This is a genomic window from Occultella aeris, assembly GCF_902703175.1.
Taxonomy (GTDB): Bacteria; Actinomycetota; Actinomycetes; order Actinomycetales; family Beutenbergiaceae; genus Occultella; species Occultella aeris.
The window spans coordinates 46,800-63,041 of sequence record NZ_CACRYJ010000055.1 but is presented as its reverse complement, the minus strand read 5'-3'; the positions used below and the strand labels follow the sequence as shown (position 1 = coordinate 63,041).

The following is a 16,242-nucleotide window of genomic DNA, read 5'->3' as shown; positions in this document are numbered from 1 at the left end:
GCGCATGCCTGTGAGCGAGGATGGACGACGCTGGCGCCTGGACATCCCCCGGCCGAGCCTGAAGACCTTCATCAGCGCGGCGCGCTGGTGGATCGCGGCCACCGTGACCGTGCACCTCGGCGCAGCCGTGACCGTGATGACCGTGGACCACATGCGCAAGCGGCGCACCCCGTTGACCGGGGAGTTCCCGCGCACCGCCCCGCGCACCATGCCGGTGGCGGACTCGGAGGTGACGACGTTCACCTACGGGGCCGACGTTTTCGACGCGATGCTCGATTCGATCAACAACGCCAAGCACACCATCCTGTTCGAGACCTACATCTGGAAGGCCGACGAGGTCGGGCACCAGTTCAAGGAGGCCTTGATCGCCGCCGCGCGCCGGGGGGTGAACGTCTACCTGATCTGGGATACGTTCGGGAACCTGGTGGTCGACCCCCGTTTCTACCGGATGCCCGATCTGCCCACGCTGCACGCGCTCCGTTTCCCGCTGTTCCGGGGCGGCATGCTCACCATGAACGTACGCAAGACCGGGCTCGATCACCGCAAGGTACTCGTCGTGGACGGCAACGTCGGCTACGTCGGCGGGTACAACATCGGATCCTTGTACCGGACCCAATGGCGCGACACCCACGTGCGCGTCGAGGGCCCGTCGGTGTGGGAGCTGGAGAACGCGTTCGTCGACTTCTGGAACGACCACCGGAAGGCGGACTTCCCCGAACTCCCGGACACCGGTGCGCATGGTTGGGAGCCTCGGATCCGTGCGGCACAGAATGCGCCGAGCCGGCTGCTGTTCCCCGTGCGCGGCCTGTACCTGGAGGCGATCGACCGGGCCGAGTCCCACGTGTACATCACGCAGGCGTACTTCATCCCGGACCGGGAGATCCTTGCCACCCTCATCGCGGCCGCTCGCCGCGGCGTGGACGTCCGGGTCCTCATCCCCGAGGTCTCCAACCACGTGCTGGCGGACTGGGCCGCGCGGTCCTACTACACCCGCCTCCTCGAGGCGGGTGTGACCCTCTGGCTGTTCAAGGGCGCCATGGTGCACGCCAAGACCATGACCGTCGACGGCCGCTGGTCCACCATCGGCACCACCAACATCGACCGGATGTCGATGACCGGGAACTTCGAGGTGAACCTCGAGTTCTACGACGACGAGCTCGCGGCGCAGATGGAGCACGTGTTCAAGACCGACCTGACGAACGCGCGCCAGCTGACGCCGCAGGAGTGGAACGACCGTGGCCGGGTGACGCGGCTGCTCGAGTACCTGACCAGGCCGTTCGGTCCACTGCTCTAGCCGGACCCTGCGGCTCGAGCGGCCAGGTAGGCCCGGCCGCGGGGCGAGAGCTCGTACCCGACCGGCAGGCTCAGGGTGAGGCCGAGGTTCTTGAGCTTGCGCACATCCAGCTTGAACGGGTCCCGCTCCCGGCCGACCATTCCGGCCAGATCCGGGGCACGGCGGGCCGGGTGGTCGCGGATCAGGTCCAGGGTCTGCGCCGTCCACGGGCCGTGGCTGCTGGCCCGGTCCAGTCGGTCCAGCCGCGCGGCGATGACGGCCACGTCGTCGGGTCCGAGCCCGTCGGAGGCGGCCAGGTCGGCGCGCTCGTCCGGGCCGTCGTCCAGGTGGAACCGGACCCGATAGGTGGGCAGGTCCGGCGTGCCACGCAGATCCGCGACCAGGGTGGCCGCATCCGGGTAGCCGGCCCGGACTGCCTCGGAGTCGGTGATCTGCGCGGAATCCACCACGGACACCTCGTCGACGGCGAGGCGTCCGACGACGGTCCGGTATCTGTTTCCGGCGAGGACCTGGTGGCGCTTCCACCGGCGGAACGTGAGCGTCACCGTGCCCGACTGCACCCCATCGCGGAACCGTGCCTCGAACAGCATGACCTCAACCTAGACGCCAGTGAGGGCGAAGTGGGGCGCCGGTGGCAGTTCGACGGCGATCGCCTCCCCGGGACGGACCGTGCCGCTGCGCGCCACGACACCCATGACCCCTGCGAGCTTGTGCACCTGCCCGGAGTCGTCCTTGTGGAGCACCTTCTTGAGCAGTCCGGGCTGGAAGTCGTTGATCTGCTGGCACGGATTGCGCAGGCCGGTCACGATGACGACCGCGTCGGCGATGTGCAGCCGGGTACCGACGGGCAGTTCGAGCAGTTCGATACCCGCTGTGGTGATGTTCTCGCCCAGCTCCCCGGGCGCGACCTGATGGCCCGCCCCGCCGAGGTCCTCGAGGAGTTCGGCGTGGATCAGGTGCACCTGGCGCAGGTTCGGCTGGCTGGGGTTGGCAGCGACCCGGCTCCGGTGCTTCACCGTGGCACCCGCATGGGCGTCCCCCCGGACGCCGACGCCCTCGACGAGTTCGATCGCCGGCGTCGAGGACTTGCTGAAGGTATGGGTCGGGCTGACGTGGACCGAAACGACTGTGGCGCTCATATGGTGATGATCCTAGGCGGTCGGACTGCCTCAGCTCCCGGTGCGGAACATGTCCTCCTCGGGTGGGCGGATCGCGACGGCCGCGCCGTCGCCGTCCTCATGGGTGACCAAGTGGCCCAGCCCTCGGACGATGGCGAACGGGCGGCCCTTCGCCTTGCCGCGCACGAGGTCCGCGGCGCCCGCGATCTCGTCCGCGACAGCGATCACGCTGGCGCGTAGATCCCGGCCCTGCATGTCCTGTTGGCCGCGCAGGTCTTCCAGCACGTCGAGGCCGGCCGCGCCGATGGAGATGTCGGCGATGCCGCGGCGCCACGGGCGTCCGACGGTGTCGGTGATCAGCACGCCGGGGCGCAGGCCGAGCCGGGCGTTCAGACCGCGGCGGATCCGCCGGGCGGAGGCGTCCGGGTCCTCCGGGAGCAGCAGCACGGTGCCGGGCAGCACGTTGGAGGCGTCCACGCCGGCGGCGGCCATCACCAGCCCCTGCTTGTTCTCCACGATCCGCAGCGTGGAGCCGTCCGGGTAGTCGCGGGTGGCGACCACGCGCACCGTCTCGGCGGTGATCGCGGCCTCGCGGTCCTTGCCGGCCACGAGCCGGCCCTCGGACTTGGCCACGATCTTGGAGGCGATCACCACGATGTCCCCCTCGGCCGGCCCGACCGAGCCGTCCGGCCAGGTCAGGGTGGCCAGGAACGGGGTGAGCAGCGCGGCGAGGTCGGTTCCGGACGTGACCTCACCCACGCCGTCGGGCGCTTGGACGAGCAACATTCAGTGGACCACCTTCGGGAGGACGTCGCGGCCGAAGGTCTCGATCCATTCGGTCTGGTTACGGCCGACGTTGTGCAGATAGATACGGTCGAATCCTAGGTCCGCGTAGGCCTGGATCGCGCGCAGGTGCACGTCCGGGTCGGCGGAGATGACGAGTCTGCCGTCGAAGTCCTCCGGGCGGACCATCTTCGCCACCTGGGCGAACTCGAACGGCGACCGGATGTCCGCCTTCGGGAACCGCATCGCCCCGTTCGGCCACTGGGTCATCGCGTTCGTGAGCGCCTCGGCATCGGTCGGCGCCCAGGACAGGTGCAGCCGTACCACCTTCGTCATCGAGTCCGGTGCCCGGCCTGCCTCCCTCGCACCGGCTGCGAACCTCTCGAGCAGGGTGGCCACCTTGTCCACCGGAGCGCCGATGGTGATCAGACCGTCGGCGTGCTTGCCCGCGCGGCGCGCTGTCACCGGTCCGGCGGTCGCGATCAGGATCTCCGGGGCGACCTCCGGCATCGTCCACAACCGGGTCGACTCGAGCTTGAAGTACTCACCGCTGTGCTTGTAGTCCCGGCCGGCGAGGGAGTTCGAGAACAGCCGGCCGATGATGTCCACGGCCTCGAACATCCGGTTGATCCGCTCCGGCGCCTCCGGCCAGTACCCACCGACGATGTGCTCGTTGATCGCCTCACCCGAGCCGATCCCGAGCCAGTGCCGGCCCGGGTACATCGCCGCCAGGGTCGCGCTCGCCTGCGCCACCATGGCCGGGTGCCACCGAAACGTCGGGGTACTCACACCCGGACCGATATCGCCGTTGGTGCGCTCCCCGAGCGCGGCCAGCACGTTCCACACGAAGGACGCCTGACCCTGCGCCGGCACCCACGGCTGATAGTGGTCTGCCGCCATCACCCCGGAGAACCCGTGCGCCTCCGCGTGGGTCGCGTGGGCGAGCACTTCGGTCGGGTGGAACTGCTCGAGCATCGCCGCGTAGCCGATGGTCAACGTCATGGGTTCGAGCCTAGGTCACGGCGGCCCACGATCTCGAAGTCACGCGAGCAGATCGGGGCGGAAGCGCAGTCCCTCCCGCGGCAGCCGGAGCAGGTCATCGAGCACCCGGGTGATGACCTCCAGGTCGGCGGCTGAATAGCGGCCCATGAAGGCGGCCAGCCCGTTGCCCATCTCCTCGTGGAGGCTGCGGTGCGCACGTCGGATCTCCTCCCCCGGCTCAGTCAGCCGCAGGTGGACCTCCTTCCGGTTGTCCGGGATCTGATGCCGGGCCACGGCACCGCTCGTCACCAGCCGTTGCACTGTCTTGGACACGGTTCCCTTGGGCATCCCGGTCGCCCGGGACAGGCCGACGATGTTGACCGACGCACCGGTGCCGTCATCGGCAGGGATCGCGTCGAGCAGGTGCAGCGCCGAGACACCGATCTCGGCCAGGATCCGCTGCGCCGCAGGAGAGCACTGGTCCCGCATCCAGGCCTGCTCGTCCGGATCCTCGTCGGCGAAGCGGGCCGTGACGGCGGCGACGAGCTCACCGATCCGCTCGATCGCCATCATCTTCGTATCCATGGAAACCATCTTGCCAGAACGGGCAGCCAGGCATATCGTTTCCCGGGAAACGATAACTGGAGGATGACGTGATGAGAGCAGCAGTGATCGAGGCCACGGGCCAGGTGCCCCAGTGTCGCGAGGTGGCGGAGCCGGAACTCCCCGATGGCTGGGCCATGGCCCGCGTGCGGGCTGCGGCGATCAAGAACATCGAGCGGATGCTGGTCGCGGGAACCCACTACGGAAGCGGCCGGATGGCGTTCCCCGCGCAGGTGGGACTGGACGCGGTCGCCGACCTGCCGGACGGTCGCCGGGTGTACGCCGGAGCGACCCCGCCGGCCGGGGCCATGGCCGAGTATCTCGCGGTCGACCCGAGCCGAGCCTTCGAGATCCCGGCAGGAGTCACCGATGCCGCCGCCGCCGCGATGCCGAACGCGGCGGTCTCGGCGTGGTTGGCCCTGGAGTACGCCGGGCAGATCCGGCCCGGCCAATCGGTGCTCGTCCTTGGTGGGACGGGCGTGACCGGCGCCCTCGCGGTGCAACTGGCCAAACACCGGTTCGGAGCCGGGCACGTGGTCGCCGTCGGTCGCGACGAGGCCCGCCTGCAGCGGTTGCGCGTACTGGGCGCCGATGCCGTCATCCGGCTCGAGGGTCGTCAGGAGCTGGCAGCAGCCGTGCGCGCCGTCCATGCGGAACACCCCCTCGACCTCATCCTGGACTACCTGTGGGGCGCGCCGGCCGAGACGACCCTGCGCGCCCTCGCGAACGACGCCCTCACCGCAGGGTTCCACCGGACCAGGTTCGTGCAGATCGGCGAGAGCGCGGGGCCCACGCTGGAGCTGCCCGCAGCAGTCCTGCGCAGCGCCGGCGTCGAACTGGTCGGGCAGGGTGCGGGCAGCGTGCCGAGGGAGGCCTTCGCCCGCGTCGGGACCGAGATCGTCCCGGTGCTGTTCGGCATGCTCGCCGCGGGCACGCTTGCCATCGAGACCCTCACCCGACCGCTGCGCGAGGTCAACATCGCGTGGACCGAACAGGTGGGTTCGGGGGTGCGTTCGGTGCTGGTTCCGTAGCAATTATCGGGAATGATTCTCACCCACGTTCCGTTCAAGCAGGTGTCCGGTGCAGCGCCGGAATGGAAGCGCGGGCAGTACTGCGCAGAAGGAGAAGCGTCGATGGCCTCGACCAGCAAGACCCTGCGACCGAAGATCACCCTGCGGTCCACCGCGGGCACCGGCTACGAGTACGTGTCCACCAAGAGCCGCCGCAACGATCCCGACCGGATCGTGCTGAGCAAGTACGACCCACGGGTGCGCCGGCACGTGGAGTTCCGCGAAGCGCGCTGACCGCACGACCGCGCCGGTGGTGGGCGTCGTCGCCCGCCGCCGGTAGTGCTGACGGCCTGCCTCAGTCGGCGGCTGGCGCCGGCGACCACTCGCCCGGGCGCTCATGGGCCGGGTTCGCGACCCGCACGTGCGGCCAGAGCTCGGCCCAGCCGTCCTCGTCGAAGGTTCCGTCCGGGCACACGAACCGCAGTTCGGTGGTGTCCAGGTAGGCGGTGCCCCAGTAGTCGAGCATCACCTCGGTGCGGGCGGCGCCGCGCACCACGGCACCTTCGGCGTTCGTCCAGTCGGACGCGAGCAGGTTGGTCCGGTCCTGCGGGTCGGCGTCGGCAGCGGCGCCGTTGTAGAGGGCGAGGTCGGTCGCTGCCGTGGCACCGGCGCCGCCGTCCGCGGCCTGGTGCCCGGTGAGGGTGGTCGCGGACAGCTCACGGGCGTCGCCGGCCTCGCGCGGGTTCACCGGGTCCTCCCCCGCACTGGCGCGAGTCAGGTAGGTGCACCGGCCGACGAGGACCTCGGTCCAGCCGTCCGCGGTCACGGCGCCGTCGCCACGGGCGTAACCCGGCGGCGGCCGCAGCAGCGTGGGCGGTGTCGGCACCGGTGTGGCTCCCGGGTCGGTGGGTGGGTCGGTCGGCTCCGGCGAGGGCGACGTCGTCGGATCGGACGTGGTCGGGCCCGACGTGGGCGTCTCGGCGCCCGGCTCCGAGGTGGTCGGGTCCGGCGTGGTCGTCGTGGCCGGGTCGCTCGGGTCCGCCGTGTCCGGGTCGGTGGAGGTCGGTCCCGGCGCCGGGGTGTCGCTGCCGCCGGGCGCGGTGGACGACGGCAGGTCGCCCGGTCTTCCACCCTGGCCCTCCTCGGGCGTGGGTTCGGTCTGCTGGGGTGCTGCGGGCGTGATCGGTTCCTCCGGTGGGAGGGTCTGTTCGGCGGCACAGCCCGCGAGCGCCACGGCGCTCGCAAGGGTCAGCCCGACGATGGCACGGCGCATCCGCAACACTCCCGCCATAGACTTCCCCTCGTTCTCGGATCCTCCCCTTGCGCCCCGCGGCGCCGCCCCCCGGCGAAATGAGTGTGCCACGCCGGATCGCGAATGGCACCCGTCTGTGGGATGACTCACTCGGTGTGCAGGACCGCCGCGATCTGAGGGCTGGCGGCGACGTAGCCGTCCACGAGGCGCCGGGCCAGGTCCACCGAGTCCACCAGCGGGTGCACCGCGAACGCACGCCAGGCGAGCTCACGCGAACCGGTCCGGGCGGCCTCGATGAGCAGCCGGTCCGCGGCCTTGACCGCGGTGACCAGACCCAGTTCGTCCAGGCCCAACGGCGACGGCGGCACCAGTGGTGCCACTCCCGAGGAGTCCACCCGGCAGGGCACCTCGATGACCGCGTCGTCCGGCAGCGTCGGGATGATGCCGTTGTTCGCGATGTCCAGGATCATCGACGCGCGCTCGCCCGCGAGCAGTGCCGCCATCAGGTCGACGGCCACCTCGTGGTAGCCGCCCCCCTCGACATCGGCCTGTTCCCGCTCGCCCTCGCGTGCCTCGGCCATGTAGGTGGCCTCCCGCTCGTGCAGCGTCTCGTCCCAGGCGGTGCGGGCCGCCACGGCTTCGGTGCCGGTGCCCGCGCGCGCGTAGAACGCCGACTGCTGGGCGTCGAGGAACTCACCACGGGTCTGCTCGGCACCGGTGATCCGGGCCGCTGCCTCACGGGCGTAGTAGTAGTAGTAGAGGTACTCGTTCGGGATGGCCCCCAGCGCCCGGACCCAGTCCAGCCCCAGGGTGCGGGCCTCCTCGATCGAGCCGAGCAGCCCATCGTCGGCGAGCAGCTCGGGAAGGCGATCGACGCCGTCGACCGTCAACGCGTGCAGCCAGCCGAGGTGGTTCAGCCCGACGTAGTCGACGACGGCGTCGGCGTGGTCCACGCCGAGGGTCCGAGCGACCCGCCGGACCAGCCCGATCGGGGTGTCGCAGATGCCGACCACCCGGTCCCCCAGGTGGGTCCGCATCACCTCGGTGATGATGCCGGCGGGGTTGGTGAAGTTGATGGTCCAGGCCTGCGGTGCGAGCGCCGCGATGCGGGCGGCGACGTGGTCCATGACGGGCACCGTGCGCAGCGCGTAAGCCAGGCCGCCCGCGCCGATCGTCTCCTGACCGAGCAGGCCGAGGCCAAGGGCCACCCGTTCGTCGACGGTGCGCCCGTGCGTGCCGCCCACCCTGATCGCGCTGAACACGACGTCGATGCCGGCGACGGCGGAGTCCAGATCGGCGGCGACGGTCACCGAGGGGGGGTGCGGCAGGTCGGCGGCCATGCCGTCGAGGACGGCCGCCATGGTCCGCAGCCGGGCCGGGTCGGTGTCCTGCAGCACGACCTCAGTGGTGCCCACGCGGTCGTGGGCGCGGGCCAGCGCCGAGTAGACCAGCGGCACCCGGAACCCCCCGCCGCCGAGGATGGCAATTCTCATGTCCGCAACGTAGCCCACCATGGCAGACTCCCTACTCACCATGATCTACCCCGCCAGGCCGCCCGCCGCCGCTCCTGCCCCACCGACGCTCGACGTGCTGCTGGCCGGTACCGTCTTCTTCGACCTGGTCTTCACCGGGTTCCCGGTTCCGCCGGCACCGGGCACGGAGGTCTGGACCGAGGGCATGGGCTCCTGCCCCGGCGGCATCGCGAACCTTGCCGTGGCGACCGCCCGCCTCGGCCTGCGCACGGGCCTCGCGGCCGGCTTCGGTGATGATCTCTACGGCGACTGGATGTGGTCGGTGCTGCGCGACCAGGAGCACGTGGACCTGAGCAGGTCCCGGCGCTTCCACGACTGGCACACCCCGGTCACGGTCTCGCTGGCGCTGGACGACGACCGGTCGATGGTGACGCACGGGCATCCCGCGCCCGAGCCGATCACCGACCTGCTCTCGCCACCGCCGCGCACCCGCGCGGTGCTCGCGGACCTGGGCGACCCCGAGGTGCGGGAGGCCTCCTGGTGGCGCGAGGCCGCCCGCGACGGCGCGCTCGTGTTCGCCGACGCCGGCTGGGACCCCGAGCAGCAGTGGGACCGGCGGATCCTGACCGACCTCGAGGACTGCCACGCGTTCACCCCGAACGCCGACGAGGCGATGGGTTATACCCGCACCACAAGTCCCGAGGCGGCCCTGGTGGCGCTCGCCGAACACGTGCCGCTCGCGGTGGTCACCCGCGGGCACAAGGGCGTCATCGCGATCGACTCCTCCACCGGGGAGCGGGCGGCGGCGCCGTCGCTGCGGGTCGACGCGATAGACCCGACCGGTGCAGGCGACGTGTTCGCCGCAGCGCTGGTGCTGGGCACCCTGCGCGGCTGGCCGCTGCAGAAGCGGCTCCGGTTCGGCGTGCTCTGCTCGGCGCTGGCCGTGCAGCAGTTCGGCGGCTCGCTGGCCGCGCCCGGGTGGGGCGACCTCGCCGACTGGTGGCGCGTGACGAAGGAGCACGCGGCCGAAGGAAGGGCCGACGCCCGTGAGACCGTGACCCACTACGGCTTCATGGAGGAGTGCCTGAAGGGTGTGGACACCCGCCGGGTACGCCGGGCCGAGGCCACGATCGCCCGGTTGTCGGACGCGGACGTCGCCACCGACGAGCCCGTCGCCCAGCCTGCGCTGCGCTATCCGCCGCCGCCCCCGCGACCCGACGTGCCGCCGTCGACCCCCTGACCCATCCCCCGAAACGCAAGGACGATCATGAACCGCAATGCTCTGAAGATCTCGACGGCGGTGCTCGCCGCCGGCGTGCTGCTCGCCGCCTGCGCCCCCGGCTCGGGCTCGGAGGATCCCCCGACGTCCGAGGACCGGGAGATCTCGACGGATCTCGCCGCCCTCGGGGACATCACGCTGACCGTATGGGACCAGGAGACCCGTGGCGGCCAGGACGAGCAGATGACGCAGTTGAACGAGGCGTTCATGGACGCCTACCCGAACATCACCATCGACCGGCTCTCGCAGTCCTTCGACGACCTCGAGACGACTCTGCGCGGCGCCCTCACCGGGGACGACGCCCCGGACGTGGTGCAGGCCAACAACTCCCGCGGAACCATGGGGGCGTTCGTCGGCGCCGACCTGCTGCTGGACCTGACCCCGTACGCGGACGCGTACGGCTGGACCGACCGGTACTCGGAGTCCGTGCTGGCGGCCTCGACCTACTCCGCGGACGGCGTGACGTTCGGCGAGGGCAACATCTACGGGCTGCCGCAGGTCGGCGAGATCGTCGGTATCTTCTACTCCCGGGCCGCGCTGAGCGCCGCGGGCATCGACGAGGCGGCGCTGACGGGCGGCACCTGGGCGGACTTCACCGCCGCGCTGGCGAGCGCGCAGGCCGCCGGTCAGGTGCCGATCCAGCTCGGCAACCTGGACGGCTGGCCGGCCGTGCACGTGTTCGGCCCGATCCAGGGTCAGCACGTGCCCGCGGATCAGATCGCCGCGCTCGGGCAGGGCAACGCGGGCGCCTCCTGGCTCACCCCCGAGAATGAGGCGGCGGCCGCCGAGCTGCAGGGCTGGGTGGAGTCCGGGTACTTCAACGAGGGTCCGAACGGCACCGACTACGACGCCGCCTGGGCCTCCTTCGGCGAGGGCACCGGCACGTTCCTGATCGGTGGTTCCTGGCTCGCCGCGGACCTCGAGGCGGCCATGGGCGAGGACGTCGGCTTCATGGCACCGCCGCCCGCGGAGGCCGGCGGGGCGCGCGCCACCACCGGTGCGACGGGGCTCCCGTTCGCCGTCACGGCGCAGAGCCCGAACGCGGACGCCGCGGCCGGGTACATCGACTTCATCACCAGCGACGACGCCATGGCGGTCCTCGCCGAGACCGGCAACATGCCCGTGAACCGGACCGCCGAGCTCGCCCCGGAGTCCGGGGTGAACGCGGACATCTTCGCGGCGTTCGGGGACGTCAGCGAGAACGGGCATCTGCTGCCGTACCTGGACTGGGCGACCCCGACCATGGGTGACACGATCGGCGCGGCACTGCAGGACCTGATCGCCACCCAGACGGATCCGGCACAGTTCACGCAGGTCCTGGAGGACGACTACAGCGCATTCGTCGCCGAAGGCTGAGCGAGGGTGCACGACGCGACGGGCCGGGCATCGACCGCGGGCGCACGATGAGGCACCAGCGCCGGTACCTGCCGTACCTGTACCTGGCTCCAGCCCTGATGCTGTTCGGCGGGTTCTTGATCTACCCGCTGATCCGGTCCGTCCAGTTCTCGCTGTTCGAATGGGACGGGCTAGGCGCGTCGGAGTTCGTCGGGTTCGACAACTACGTGGAACTGTTCACCGACGAGGTGCTCCGGGCCGCGTTCGGGCACGCCCTCGTGCTGATCTTCTTCTTCAGCGTGTTGCCGCTGGTTCTCGGTCTGGTGGTCGCGGCGATCCTGAACCGGGCGCAGGTGCGTGGTCTCGGCCTGTTCCGGACGGTGGTGTTCCTGCCGCAGGTCCTGGCCATGGTGGTCGTGGCGGTCGCGTGGCGGCAGATCTACGCCCCCGACGGCGGCCTGAACACCGCGTTGCGCGCCGTCGGGCTCGATGCGCTGACCCGGACCTGGCTGGGTGACTACACGTGGACCCTGCCGGCGGTGGGGATCGTCGGCACCTGGGTGCAGACCGGGCTCGTGACCGTACTGCTGCTGGCCGGGATGGGGCGGGTGCCGCGGGAACTGTTCGAGGCGGCCCGCCTCGACGGTGCCGGGGCGATCCGGGAGTTCTTCGCGATCACGCTGCCGAGCGTGCGCGGGGAGATCGCGGTGGCCCTGACCCTGACGATCGTGGCCGCGCTGAAGACGTTCGACCTCGTCTACGTGACCACCGGCGGCGGCCCCGGCAACTCCACCACGGTGCCCGCGTACGAGGTCTTCCAACGAGCCTTCCGGGAGGGCGCGGTGGGCTCGGCGGCCGCGATCGCCGTCGCCCTGACCGCGATCATCTTCGTGCTGAACGTGATCGTGAACCGGATCGCCGAGGGGCGCCAGGCATGATCACCTCCGGCACCGAACGCGCCCTGAACTACGTGATCCTGATCGTGTTCGCGGCGTTCGCGCTCGCCCCGATCGTCACCGTGCTGGCCGCGGCGCTCTCGCCGCAGTCCGCCACCTCACCCGGGATCCTCGGACTGCACCCGGAGAACTTCGTCGACGCGTGGACCGAGGGCGAGTTCTCGCGGTACCTGCGCACGTCGCTGCTGGTGTCGGTGACCGTGGTGTCGGTGGCCGTGATCGCATCCATCCTGTCCGGGTTCGCGTTCGGCACGATGAGGTTCGCCGGCTCGCGGGCACTGTTCTACCTGTTCCTGCTGGGCATCATGGTGCCGACGGAGGCGATCGTGGTGCCACTGTTCTACGACCTGCGCGAGGTCGGCCTGACGAACACGCTGTGGGCCGTGGCGCTCCCGCAGATCGCCCAGTCCATCGCGTTCGGCACCTACTGGATGCGCGCGTACTTCCGGACGAGTCCGCCGTCGCTGATCGAGGCGGCCACCCTCGACGGCGCGAGCCCACGTCGCGTGCTGTGGTCGATCCTCGTGCCGATCGGCCGGCCCGCGGTCATGACGCTGACCGTGCTGGCGTTCATGTGGACCTGGAACGAGTTCCTGATCCCGCTGGTGATGAGTCCGAACGGGGAGTTCCGCACGGCCCCGCTGGCGTTGGCGATCTTCAAGGGGCAGCACGTCCAGGCGACCGCGCTGCTGGCCGCCGCCGCGGTGCTGGTGGCCCTGCCGGTGGTGATCCTGTACCTGTTCGCGCAGCGGTCCTTCATCCGGGGCATGCTCGAGGGTGCCGTGCGGGAGTAGCGGACGTAGCCTGGGACTCGCGGCCGCGAGCGGCGCGGCCTCGACGTGGAGGCGATCATCATGACCGGACGAGTGGTGCACTTCGAGGTCCCGTTCGACGACGGCGACCGGGCCCGCAGTTTCTACCGTGACATCTTCGGCTGGCAGATCGACTCGATGCCAGGCTTCGACTACTCGTTCGTCAGCACCGGCCCGAGCGCGCCCGAGCAGGGCCCCACGGAGCCCGGCTACATCGGCGGCGGCATGATGCAGCGCCAGGCCCCGATCGACAAACCGGTGATCACGATCGACACCGCGGACATCGACGCCACGCTGGCGAAGGTGACTGCTGCGGGCGGTGCCGTCGTGGTCGGCAAGAACGAGATCGGCGAGGGCATGGGCTTCACCGCCTACGTGACCGACTCCGAAGGCAACCTGATCGGGTTGTACCAGAGCGCCAGGCCGGCCGGGTAGGCCGGCGGGGGCTGACACCGCGCATATCGGTTCGGCCACACGCCGGCGATCTGGGATGATCTGGAACCATGACTTCCAGCGCATCCTCCACCCGTCCCGCACCCGCTCCGACCGAGGCCATCCGCCCGGTCGCGCAGGTACCGGACAAGCCCTCCCTGGAGGGTCTGGAGGAGCGCTGGGGCGCGACCTGGGCGCAGGATCGGACCTACGCCTTCGACCGCAGCGCCACCCGCGAGCAGGTGTACTCCATCGACACCCCGCCGCCCACGGTGTCCGGCTCGCTGCACGTCGGGCACGTGTTCTCCTACACGCACACGGACGTGGTGGCCCGGTTCCAGCGGATGCGCGGGCGCGAGGTGTTCTATCCGATGGGCTGGGACGACAACGGCCTGCCCACCGAGCGCCGGGTGCAGAACTACTACGGCGTGCGCTGCGACCCGTCGCTGCCGTACGTCGAGGACTTCACTCCCCCGCATGACGGCGGTGACGGAAAGTCCGTGAAGGCTGCGGACCAGCAGCCGATCTCCCGGCGCAACTTCGTGGAACTGTGCCAGCGCCTCACCGCCGAGGACGAACAACAGTTCGAGCACCTGTGGCGCTACCTCGGCCTCAGCGTGGACTGGTCCCAGCACTACCAGACCATCGGCGACCGCGCCCAGCAGGTGGCGCAGACCGCGTTCCTGCGCAACCTGGCCCGCGGCGAGGCCTATCAGGCCGAGGCCCCCGGGCTGTGGGACGTGACGTTCCAGACGGCTGTCGCGCAGGCCGAGCTCGAGGCCCGTGACTATCCCGGCCACTTCCACAAGATCACCTTCCACCTCACCGGCGGAGACGGTAAAGACACTGTGGTCATCGAGACCACCCGCCCGGAACTGCTCCCGGCCTGTGTGGCGCTGATCGCGCACCCGGACGACGAGCGGTACGCCCACTTGTTCGGCACCACAGTCACGTCCCCGCTGTTCGGGGTGGAACTGCCGGTGCTCGCGCACCCGCTGGCGGAGCCGGACAAGGGCGCCGGCATCGCGATGTGCTGCACGTTCGGAGACCTCACCGACGTCACCTGGTGGCGCGAGCTCCAGCTGCCCACCCGTTCGGTGATCGCCCGGGACGGGCGGCTGCTGCGGGAGACCCCGGAGTGGCTGACCACCGAATCCGGGCGCACGACGTACGCCGAGATCGCCGGCAAGACGACGTTCTCGGCCCGCACCGCCGTCGTCGACGCGTTGCGCGAGAGCGGCGACCTGCTCGGCGAGCCGGTGGCCACCCAGCGCAAGGCGAACTTCTACGAGAAGGGTGACAAGCCCCTCGAGATCGTCACGTCCCGGCAGTGGTACATCCGCAACGGCGGCCGCCAGACCCCGGGCCGCGACCTGCGCGCCGAGCTGCTCGCCCGCGGCGCCGAGCTCGACTTCCACCCCGAGTTCATGGCCGTCCGGTACGCGAACTGGGTCGGCGGGCTGAACGGCGACTGGTTGATCTCCCGTCAGCGGTTCTTCGGCGTGGCGATCCCGCTCTGGTACCCGGTGACGGCGGACGGCGAGATCGACCACGCCCACCCGATCGTCCCGGACGAGACCAGCCTGCCGATCGACCCGTCCTCGCACGTCCCCCACGGGTTCACCGAGGACCAGCGCGGCGTCCCGGGCGGATTCGTGGCCGACCCGGACATCATGGACACCTGGGCGACGTCCTCGCTGACCCCGCAGATCGCCGGCGGCTGGCTGGTGGACCCTGATCTGTTCGCCCGGGTGTTCCCGATGGATCTGCGCGCGCAGGGGCAGGACATCATCCGCACCTGGCTGTTCTCCACGATCGTGCGCTCACACCTGGAGCACGGCGCCCTGCCGTGGGCGCACGCCGCGATCTCCGGGTGGATCCTGGACCCGGACCGCAAGAAGATGTCCAAGTCCAAGGGCAACGTGGTGACCCCGCTCGCAATGCTCGAGGAGCACGGTTCGGACGCGGTCCGGTACTGGGCGGCCTCCGCCCGCCTTGGCACGGACGCCTCGTTCGACCCGCAGCGGCCGACTCAGATCAAGATCGGGCGCCGGCTCGCCATCAAGGTGCTGAACGCCTCGAAGTTCGCGCTGTCGTTCGCCGGGGACGCCCCCGTCCGGCTCGATCCGGACGCCGTGACCGAACCGATCGACCGAGCCATCCTGCGCGGCCTCGCAGACGTCGTGGACACTGCCACTGCGGCTCTGGACGCCTACGACCACACCCAGGCGCTCGAAGTGGCGGAGACGTTCTTCTGGACGTTCTGCGACGACTACCTCGAGCTCGTCAAGGACCGCGCCTACGGTCGTGAGGACGCCGGACTCGACCCGACGGCGGTTGCCTCGGCCCGGGCCGCGCTCTCGCTCGCCCTCGACACGATCCTGCGCCTGTTCGCCCCGGTGCTGCCGTACGCCACCGAGGAGGTCTGGTCCTGGTGGCGGGAGGGATCGGTGCACCGCGCCGCCTGGCCCACCTCCGATGTGCTGCGCAAGGCGGCGGGTGACGGCGACCCCGAGTTGGTCGCGGTGGCCGGCACCGCCCTGGCTGCGCTGCGCAAGGTGAAGTCCGAGGCCAAGGTCTCGCAGCGGACGAAGTTCGCATCGGCCGAGCTGACCCTTGACCCGGCGAACCACGACCGGGTGCTCGCCGTGCTGGCGGACCTGCGCGCCGCGGGCGGCGTGGCCGGGGACCTCACCCTCGCGGCCGCCGGCGAGGGCACGGCCGGCGTCACGGTCGCCGGCGAGCTCTTGCCCGCCGAGCCGAAGCAGTAATCCAGCTCGCGAGGGTGCCATCCTGCGGCCCATCGGGCCGTTGCGCCGCACGATCGCGCCCTCGGCGGGCGCCGGCCGCAGCGAGAGTGTCATCCTGCGGCCCATCGGGCCGTTGCGCCGCACGATCGCACCCTCGCGGCAGTT

16 protein-coding genes are annotated in these 16,242 nt (G+C 70.7%); 9 read left to right on the top strand and 7 right to left on the bottom strand.

The genetic code is table 11. The features are described from left to right. Positions 1-4 precede the first annotated feature (4 nt). Positions 5-1,294, top strand: coding sequence for a phospholipase D-like domain-containing protein (locus tag HALOF300_RS18755; RefSeq protein WP_197522670.1), 1,290 nt, complete (start codon positions 5-7; stop codon positions 1,292-1,294). Here the strand turns inward: HALOF300_RS18755 and HALOF300_RS18750 are convergent. The 5 genes from HALOF300_RS18750 to HALOF300_RS18730 are packed head-to-tail and all read right to left on the bottom strand — an operon-like array spanning position 1,291 to position 4,761. Next, the gene (locus HALOF300_RS18750; RefSeq protein ID WP_156742434.1) at positions 1,291-1,884 is read right to left on the bottom strand and encodes an ASCH domain-containing protein; all 594 of its coding nucleotides are present in this window, start codon (positions 1,882-1,884) and stop codon (positions 1,291-1,293) included. The two genes, HALOF300_RS18755 and HALOF300_RS18750, sit on opposite strands and share 4 nt — an antisense overlap. Before the next feature lie 9 nt (positions 1,885-1,893). Beyond that, positions 1,894-2,433: an MOSC domain-containing protein gene (locus HALOF300_RS18745; protein WP_156742433.1), complete on the bottom strand. Its 540-nt coding sequence runs from the start codon at positions 2,431-2,433 to the stop codon at positions 1,894-1,896. 30 nt (positions 2,434-2,463) lie between these two features. Beyond that, complete coding sequence (gene cofE / locus HALOF300_RS18740; RefSeq protein WP_156742432.1) at positions 2,464-3,198, bottom strand: coenzyme F420-0:L-glutamate ligase; 735 nt, start codon at positions 3,196-3,198, stop codon at positions 2,464-2,466. Next, a complete protein-coding gene (locus tag HALOF300_RS18735; protein WP_156742431.1) occupies positions 3,199-4,197 on the bottom strand; it encodes a TIGR03557 family F420-dependent LLM class oxidoreductase in 999 nt (332 codons plus the stop codon). A gap of 39 nt (positions 4,198-4,236) precedes the next feature. Then, positions 4,237-4,761: a MarR family winged helix-turn-helix transcriptional regulator gene (locus tag HALOF300_RS18730; RefSeq protein WP_197522669.1), complete on the bottom strand. Its 525-nt coding sequence runs from the start codon at positions 4,759-4,761 to the stop codon at positions 4,237-4,239. A 71-nt stretch (positions 4,762-4,832) separates the two neighbouring features. Between HALOF300_RS18730 and HALOF300_RS18725 the strand changes: the two genes are divergently transcribed. Both HALOF300_RS18725 and rpmG read left to right on the top strand, forming a co-directional pair. Further along, the gene (locus HALOF300_RS18725) at positions 4,833-5,810 is read left to right on the top strand and encodes a quinone oxidoreductase family protein (RefSeq protein ID WP_156742429.1); all 978 of its coding nucleotides are present in this window, start codon (positions 4,833-4,835) and stop codon (positions 5,808-5,810) included. Between the two features lie 102 nt (positions 5,811-5,912). Then, the gene (gene rpmG, locus HALOF300_RS18720; protein WP_154793453.1) at positions 5,913-6,083 is read left to right on the top strand and encodes a 50S ribosomal protein L33; all 171 of its coding nucleotides are present in this window, start codon (positions 5,913-5,915) and stop codon (positions 6,081-6,083) included. A gap of 61 nt (positions 6,084-6,144) precedes the next feature. Here the strand turns inward: rpmG and HALOF300_RS18715 are convergent, their stop codons facing one another. Then, the gene (locus HALOF300_RS18715) at positions 6,145-7,062 is read right to left on the bottom strand and encodes a hypothetical protein (protein ID WP_156742428.1); all 918 of its coding nucleotides are present in this window, start codon (positions 7,060-7,062) and stop codon (positions 6,145-6,147) included. Positions 7,063-7,187: 125 nt separating this feature from the next. Then, positions 7,188-8,534, bottom strand: coding sequence for a family 4 glycosyl hydrolase (locus HALOF300_RS18710; RefSeq protein WP_156742427.1), 1,347 nt, complete (start codon positions 8,532-8,534; stop codon positions 7,188-7,190). 19 nt (positions 8,535-8,553) lie between these two features. Between HALOF300_RS18710 and HALOF300_RS18705 the strand changes: the two genes are divergently transcribed. From HALOF300_RS18705 to valS, 6 genes are all read left to right on the top strand, one after another. Continuing rightward, positions 8,554-9,753 (top strand): carbohydrate kinase family protein, encoded by a 1,200-nt coding sequence (locus HALOF300_RS18705; protein ID WP_331716246.1) that lies wholly within the window; start codon positions 8,554-8,556, stop codon positions 9,751-9,753. Between the two features lie 27 nt (positions 9,754-9,780). Continuing rightward, positions 9,781-11,148, top strand: coding sequence for an extracellular solute-binding protein (locus tag HALOF300_RS18700; RefSeq protein WP_156742426.1), 1,368 nt, complete (start codon positions 9,781-9,783; stop codon positions 11,146-11,148). 47 nt (positions 11,149-11,195) lie between these two features. Further along, positions 11,196-12,065 carry a carbohydrate ABC transporter permease gene (locus HALOF300_RS18695; RefSeq protein ID WP_156742425.1) on the top strand — a complete coding sequence of 290 codons (870 nt, stop codon included), beginning with the start codon at positions 11,196-11,198 and terminating at the stop codon, positions 12,063-12,065. Beyond that, a complete protein-coding gene (locus HALOF300_RS18690; RefSeq protein ID WP_156742424.1) occupies positions 12,062-12,877 on the top strand; it encodes a carbohydrate ABC transporter permease in 816 nt (271 codons plus the stop codon). Before HALOF300_RS18695 ends, HALOF300_RS18690 begins: the two co-directional genes overlap by 4 nt. Before the next feature lie 60 nt (positions 12,878-12,937). Beyond that, entirely contained in the window at positions 12,938-13,330 is a 393-nt protein-coding gene (locus tag HALOF300_RS18685) for a VOC family protein (RefSeq protein ID WP_156742423.1), read from the top strand. A 68-nt stretch (positions 13,331-13,398) separates the two neighbouring features. Beyond that, positions 13,399-16,098 (top strand): valine--tRNA ligase, encoded by a 2,700-nt coding sequence (gene valS / locus HALOF300_RS18680; RefSeq protein ID WP_156742422.1) that lies wholly within the window; start codon positions 13,399-13,401, stop codon positions 16,096-16,098. Positions 16,099-16,242 lie beyond the last annotated feature (144 nt).

Coding starts and splice junctions, on each gene's coding strand:
- HALOF300_RS18715 (WP_156742428.1), bottom strand. CDS start 7,062: ATGCGCCGTGCCATCGTCGGGCTGACCCTTGCGAGCGCCGTGGCGCTC.
- HALOF300_RS18735 (WP_156742431.1), bottom strand. CDS start 4,197: ATGACGTTGACCATCGGCTACGCGGCGATGCTCGAGCAGTTCCACCCG.
- HALOF300_RS18690 (WP_156742424.1), top strand. CDS start 12,062: ATGATCACCTCCGGCACCGAACGCGCCCTGAACTACGTGATCCTGATC.
- valS (WP_156742422.1), top strand. CDS start 13,399: ATGACTTCCAGCGCATCCTCCACCCGTCCCGCACCCGCTCCGACCGAG.
- rpmG (WP_154793453.1), top strand. CDS start 5,913: ATGGCCTCGACCAGCAAGACCCTGCGACCGAAGATCACCCTGCGGTCC.
- HALOF300_RS18710 (WP_156742427.1), bottom strand. CDS start 8,534: ATGAGAATTGCCATCCTCGGCGGCGGGGGGTTCCGGGTGCCGCTGGTC.
- HALOF300_RS18725 (WP_156742429.1), top strand. CDS start 4,833: ATGAGAGCAGCAGTGATCGAGGCCACGGGCCAGGTGCCCCAGTGTCGC.
- HALOF300_RS18750 (WP_156742434.1), bottom strand. CDS start 1,884: ATGCTGTTCGAGGCACGGTTCCGCGATGGGGTGCAGTCGGGCACGGTG.
- cofE (WP_156742432.1), bottom strand. CDS start 3,198: ATGTTGCTCGTCCAAGCGCCCGACGGCGTGGGTGAGGTCACGTCCGGA.
- HALOF300_RS18700 (WP_156742426.1), top strand. CDS start 9,781: ATGAACCGCAATGCTCTGAAGATCTCGACGGCGGTGCTCGCCGCCGGC.
- HALOF300_RS18745 (WP_156742433.1), bottom strand. CDS start 2,433: ATGAGCGCCACAGTCGTTTCGGTCCACGTCAGCCCGACCCATACCTTC.
- HALOF300_RS18730 (WP_197522669.1), bottom strand. CDS start 4,761: ATGGATACGAAGATGATGGCGATCGAGCGGATCGGTGAGCTCGTCGCC.
- HALOF300_RS18755 (WP_197522670.1), top strand. CDS start 5: ATGCCTGTGAGCGAGGATGGACGACGCTGGCGCCTGGACATCCCCCGG.
- HALOF300_RS18705 (WP_331716246.1), top strand. CDS start 8,554: ATGGCAGACTCCCTACTCACCATGATCTACCCCGCCAGGCCGCCCGCC.
- HALOF300_RS18685 (WP_156742423.1), top strand. CDS start 12,938: ATGACCGGACGAGTGGTGCACTTCGAGGTCCCGTTCGACGACGGCGAC.
- HALOF300_RS18695 (WP_156742425.1), top strand. CDS start 11,196: ATGAGGCACCAGCGCCGGTACCTGCCGTACCTGTACCTGGCTCCAGCC.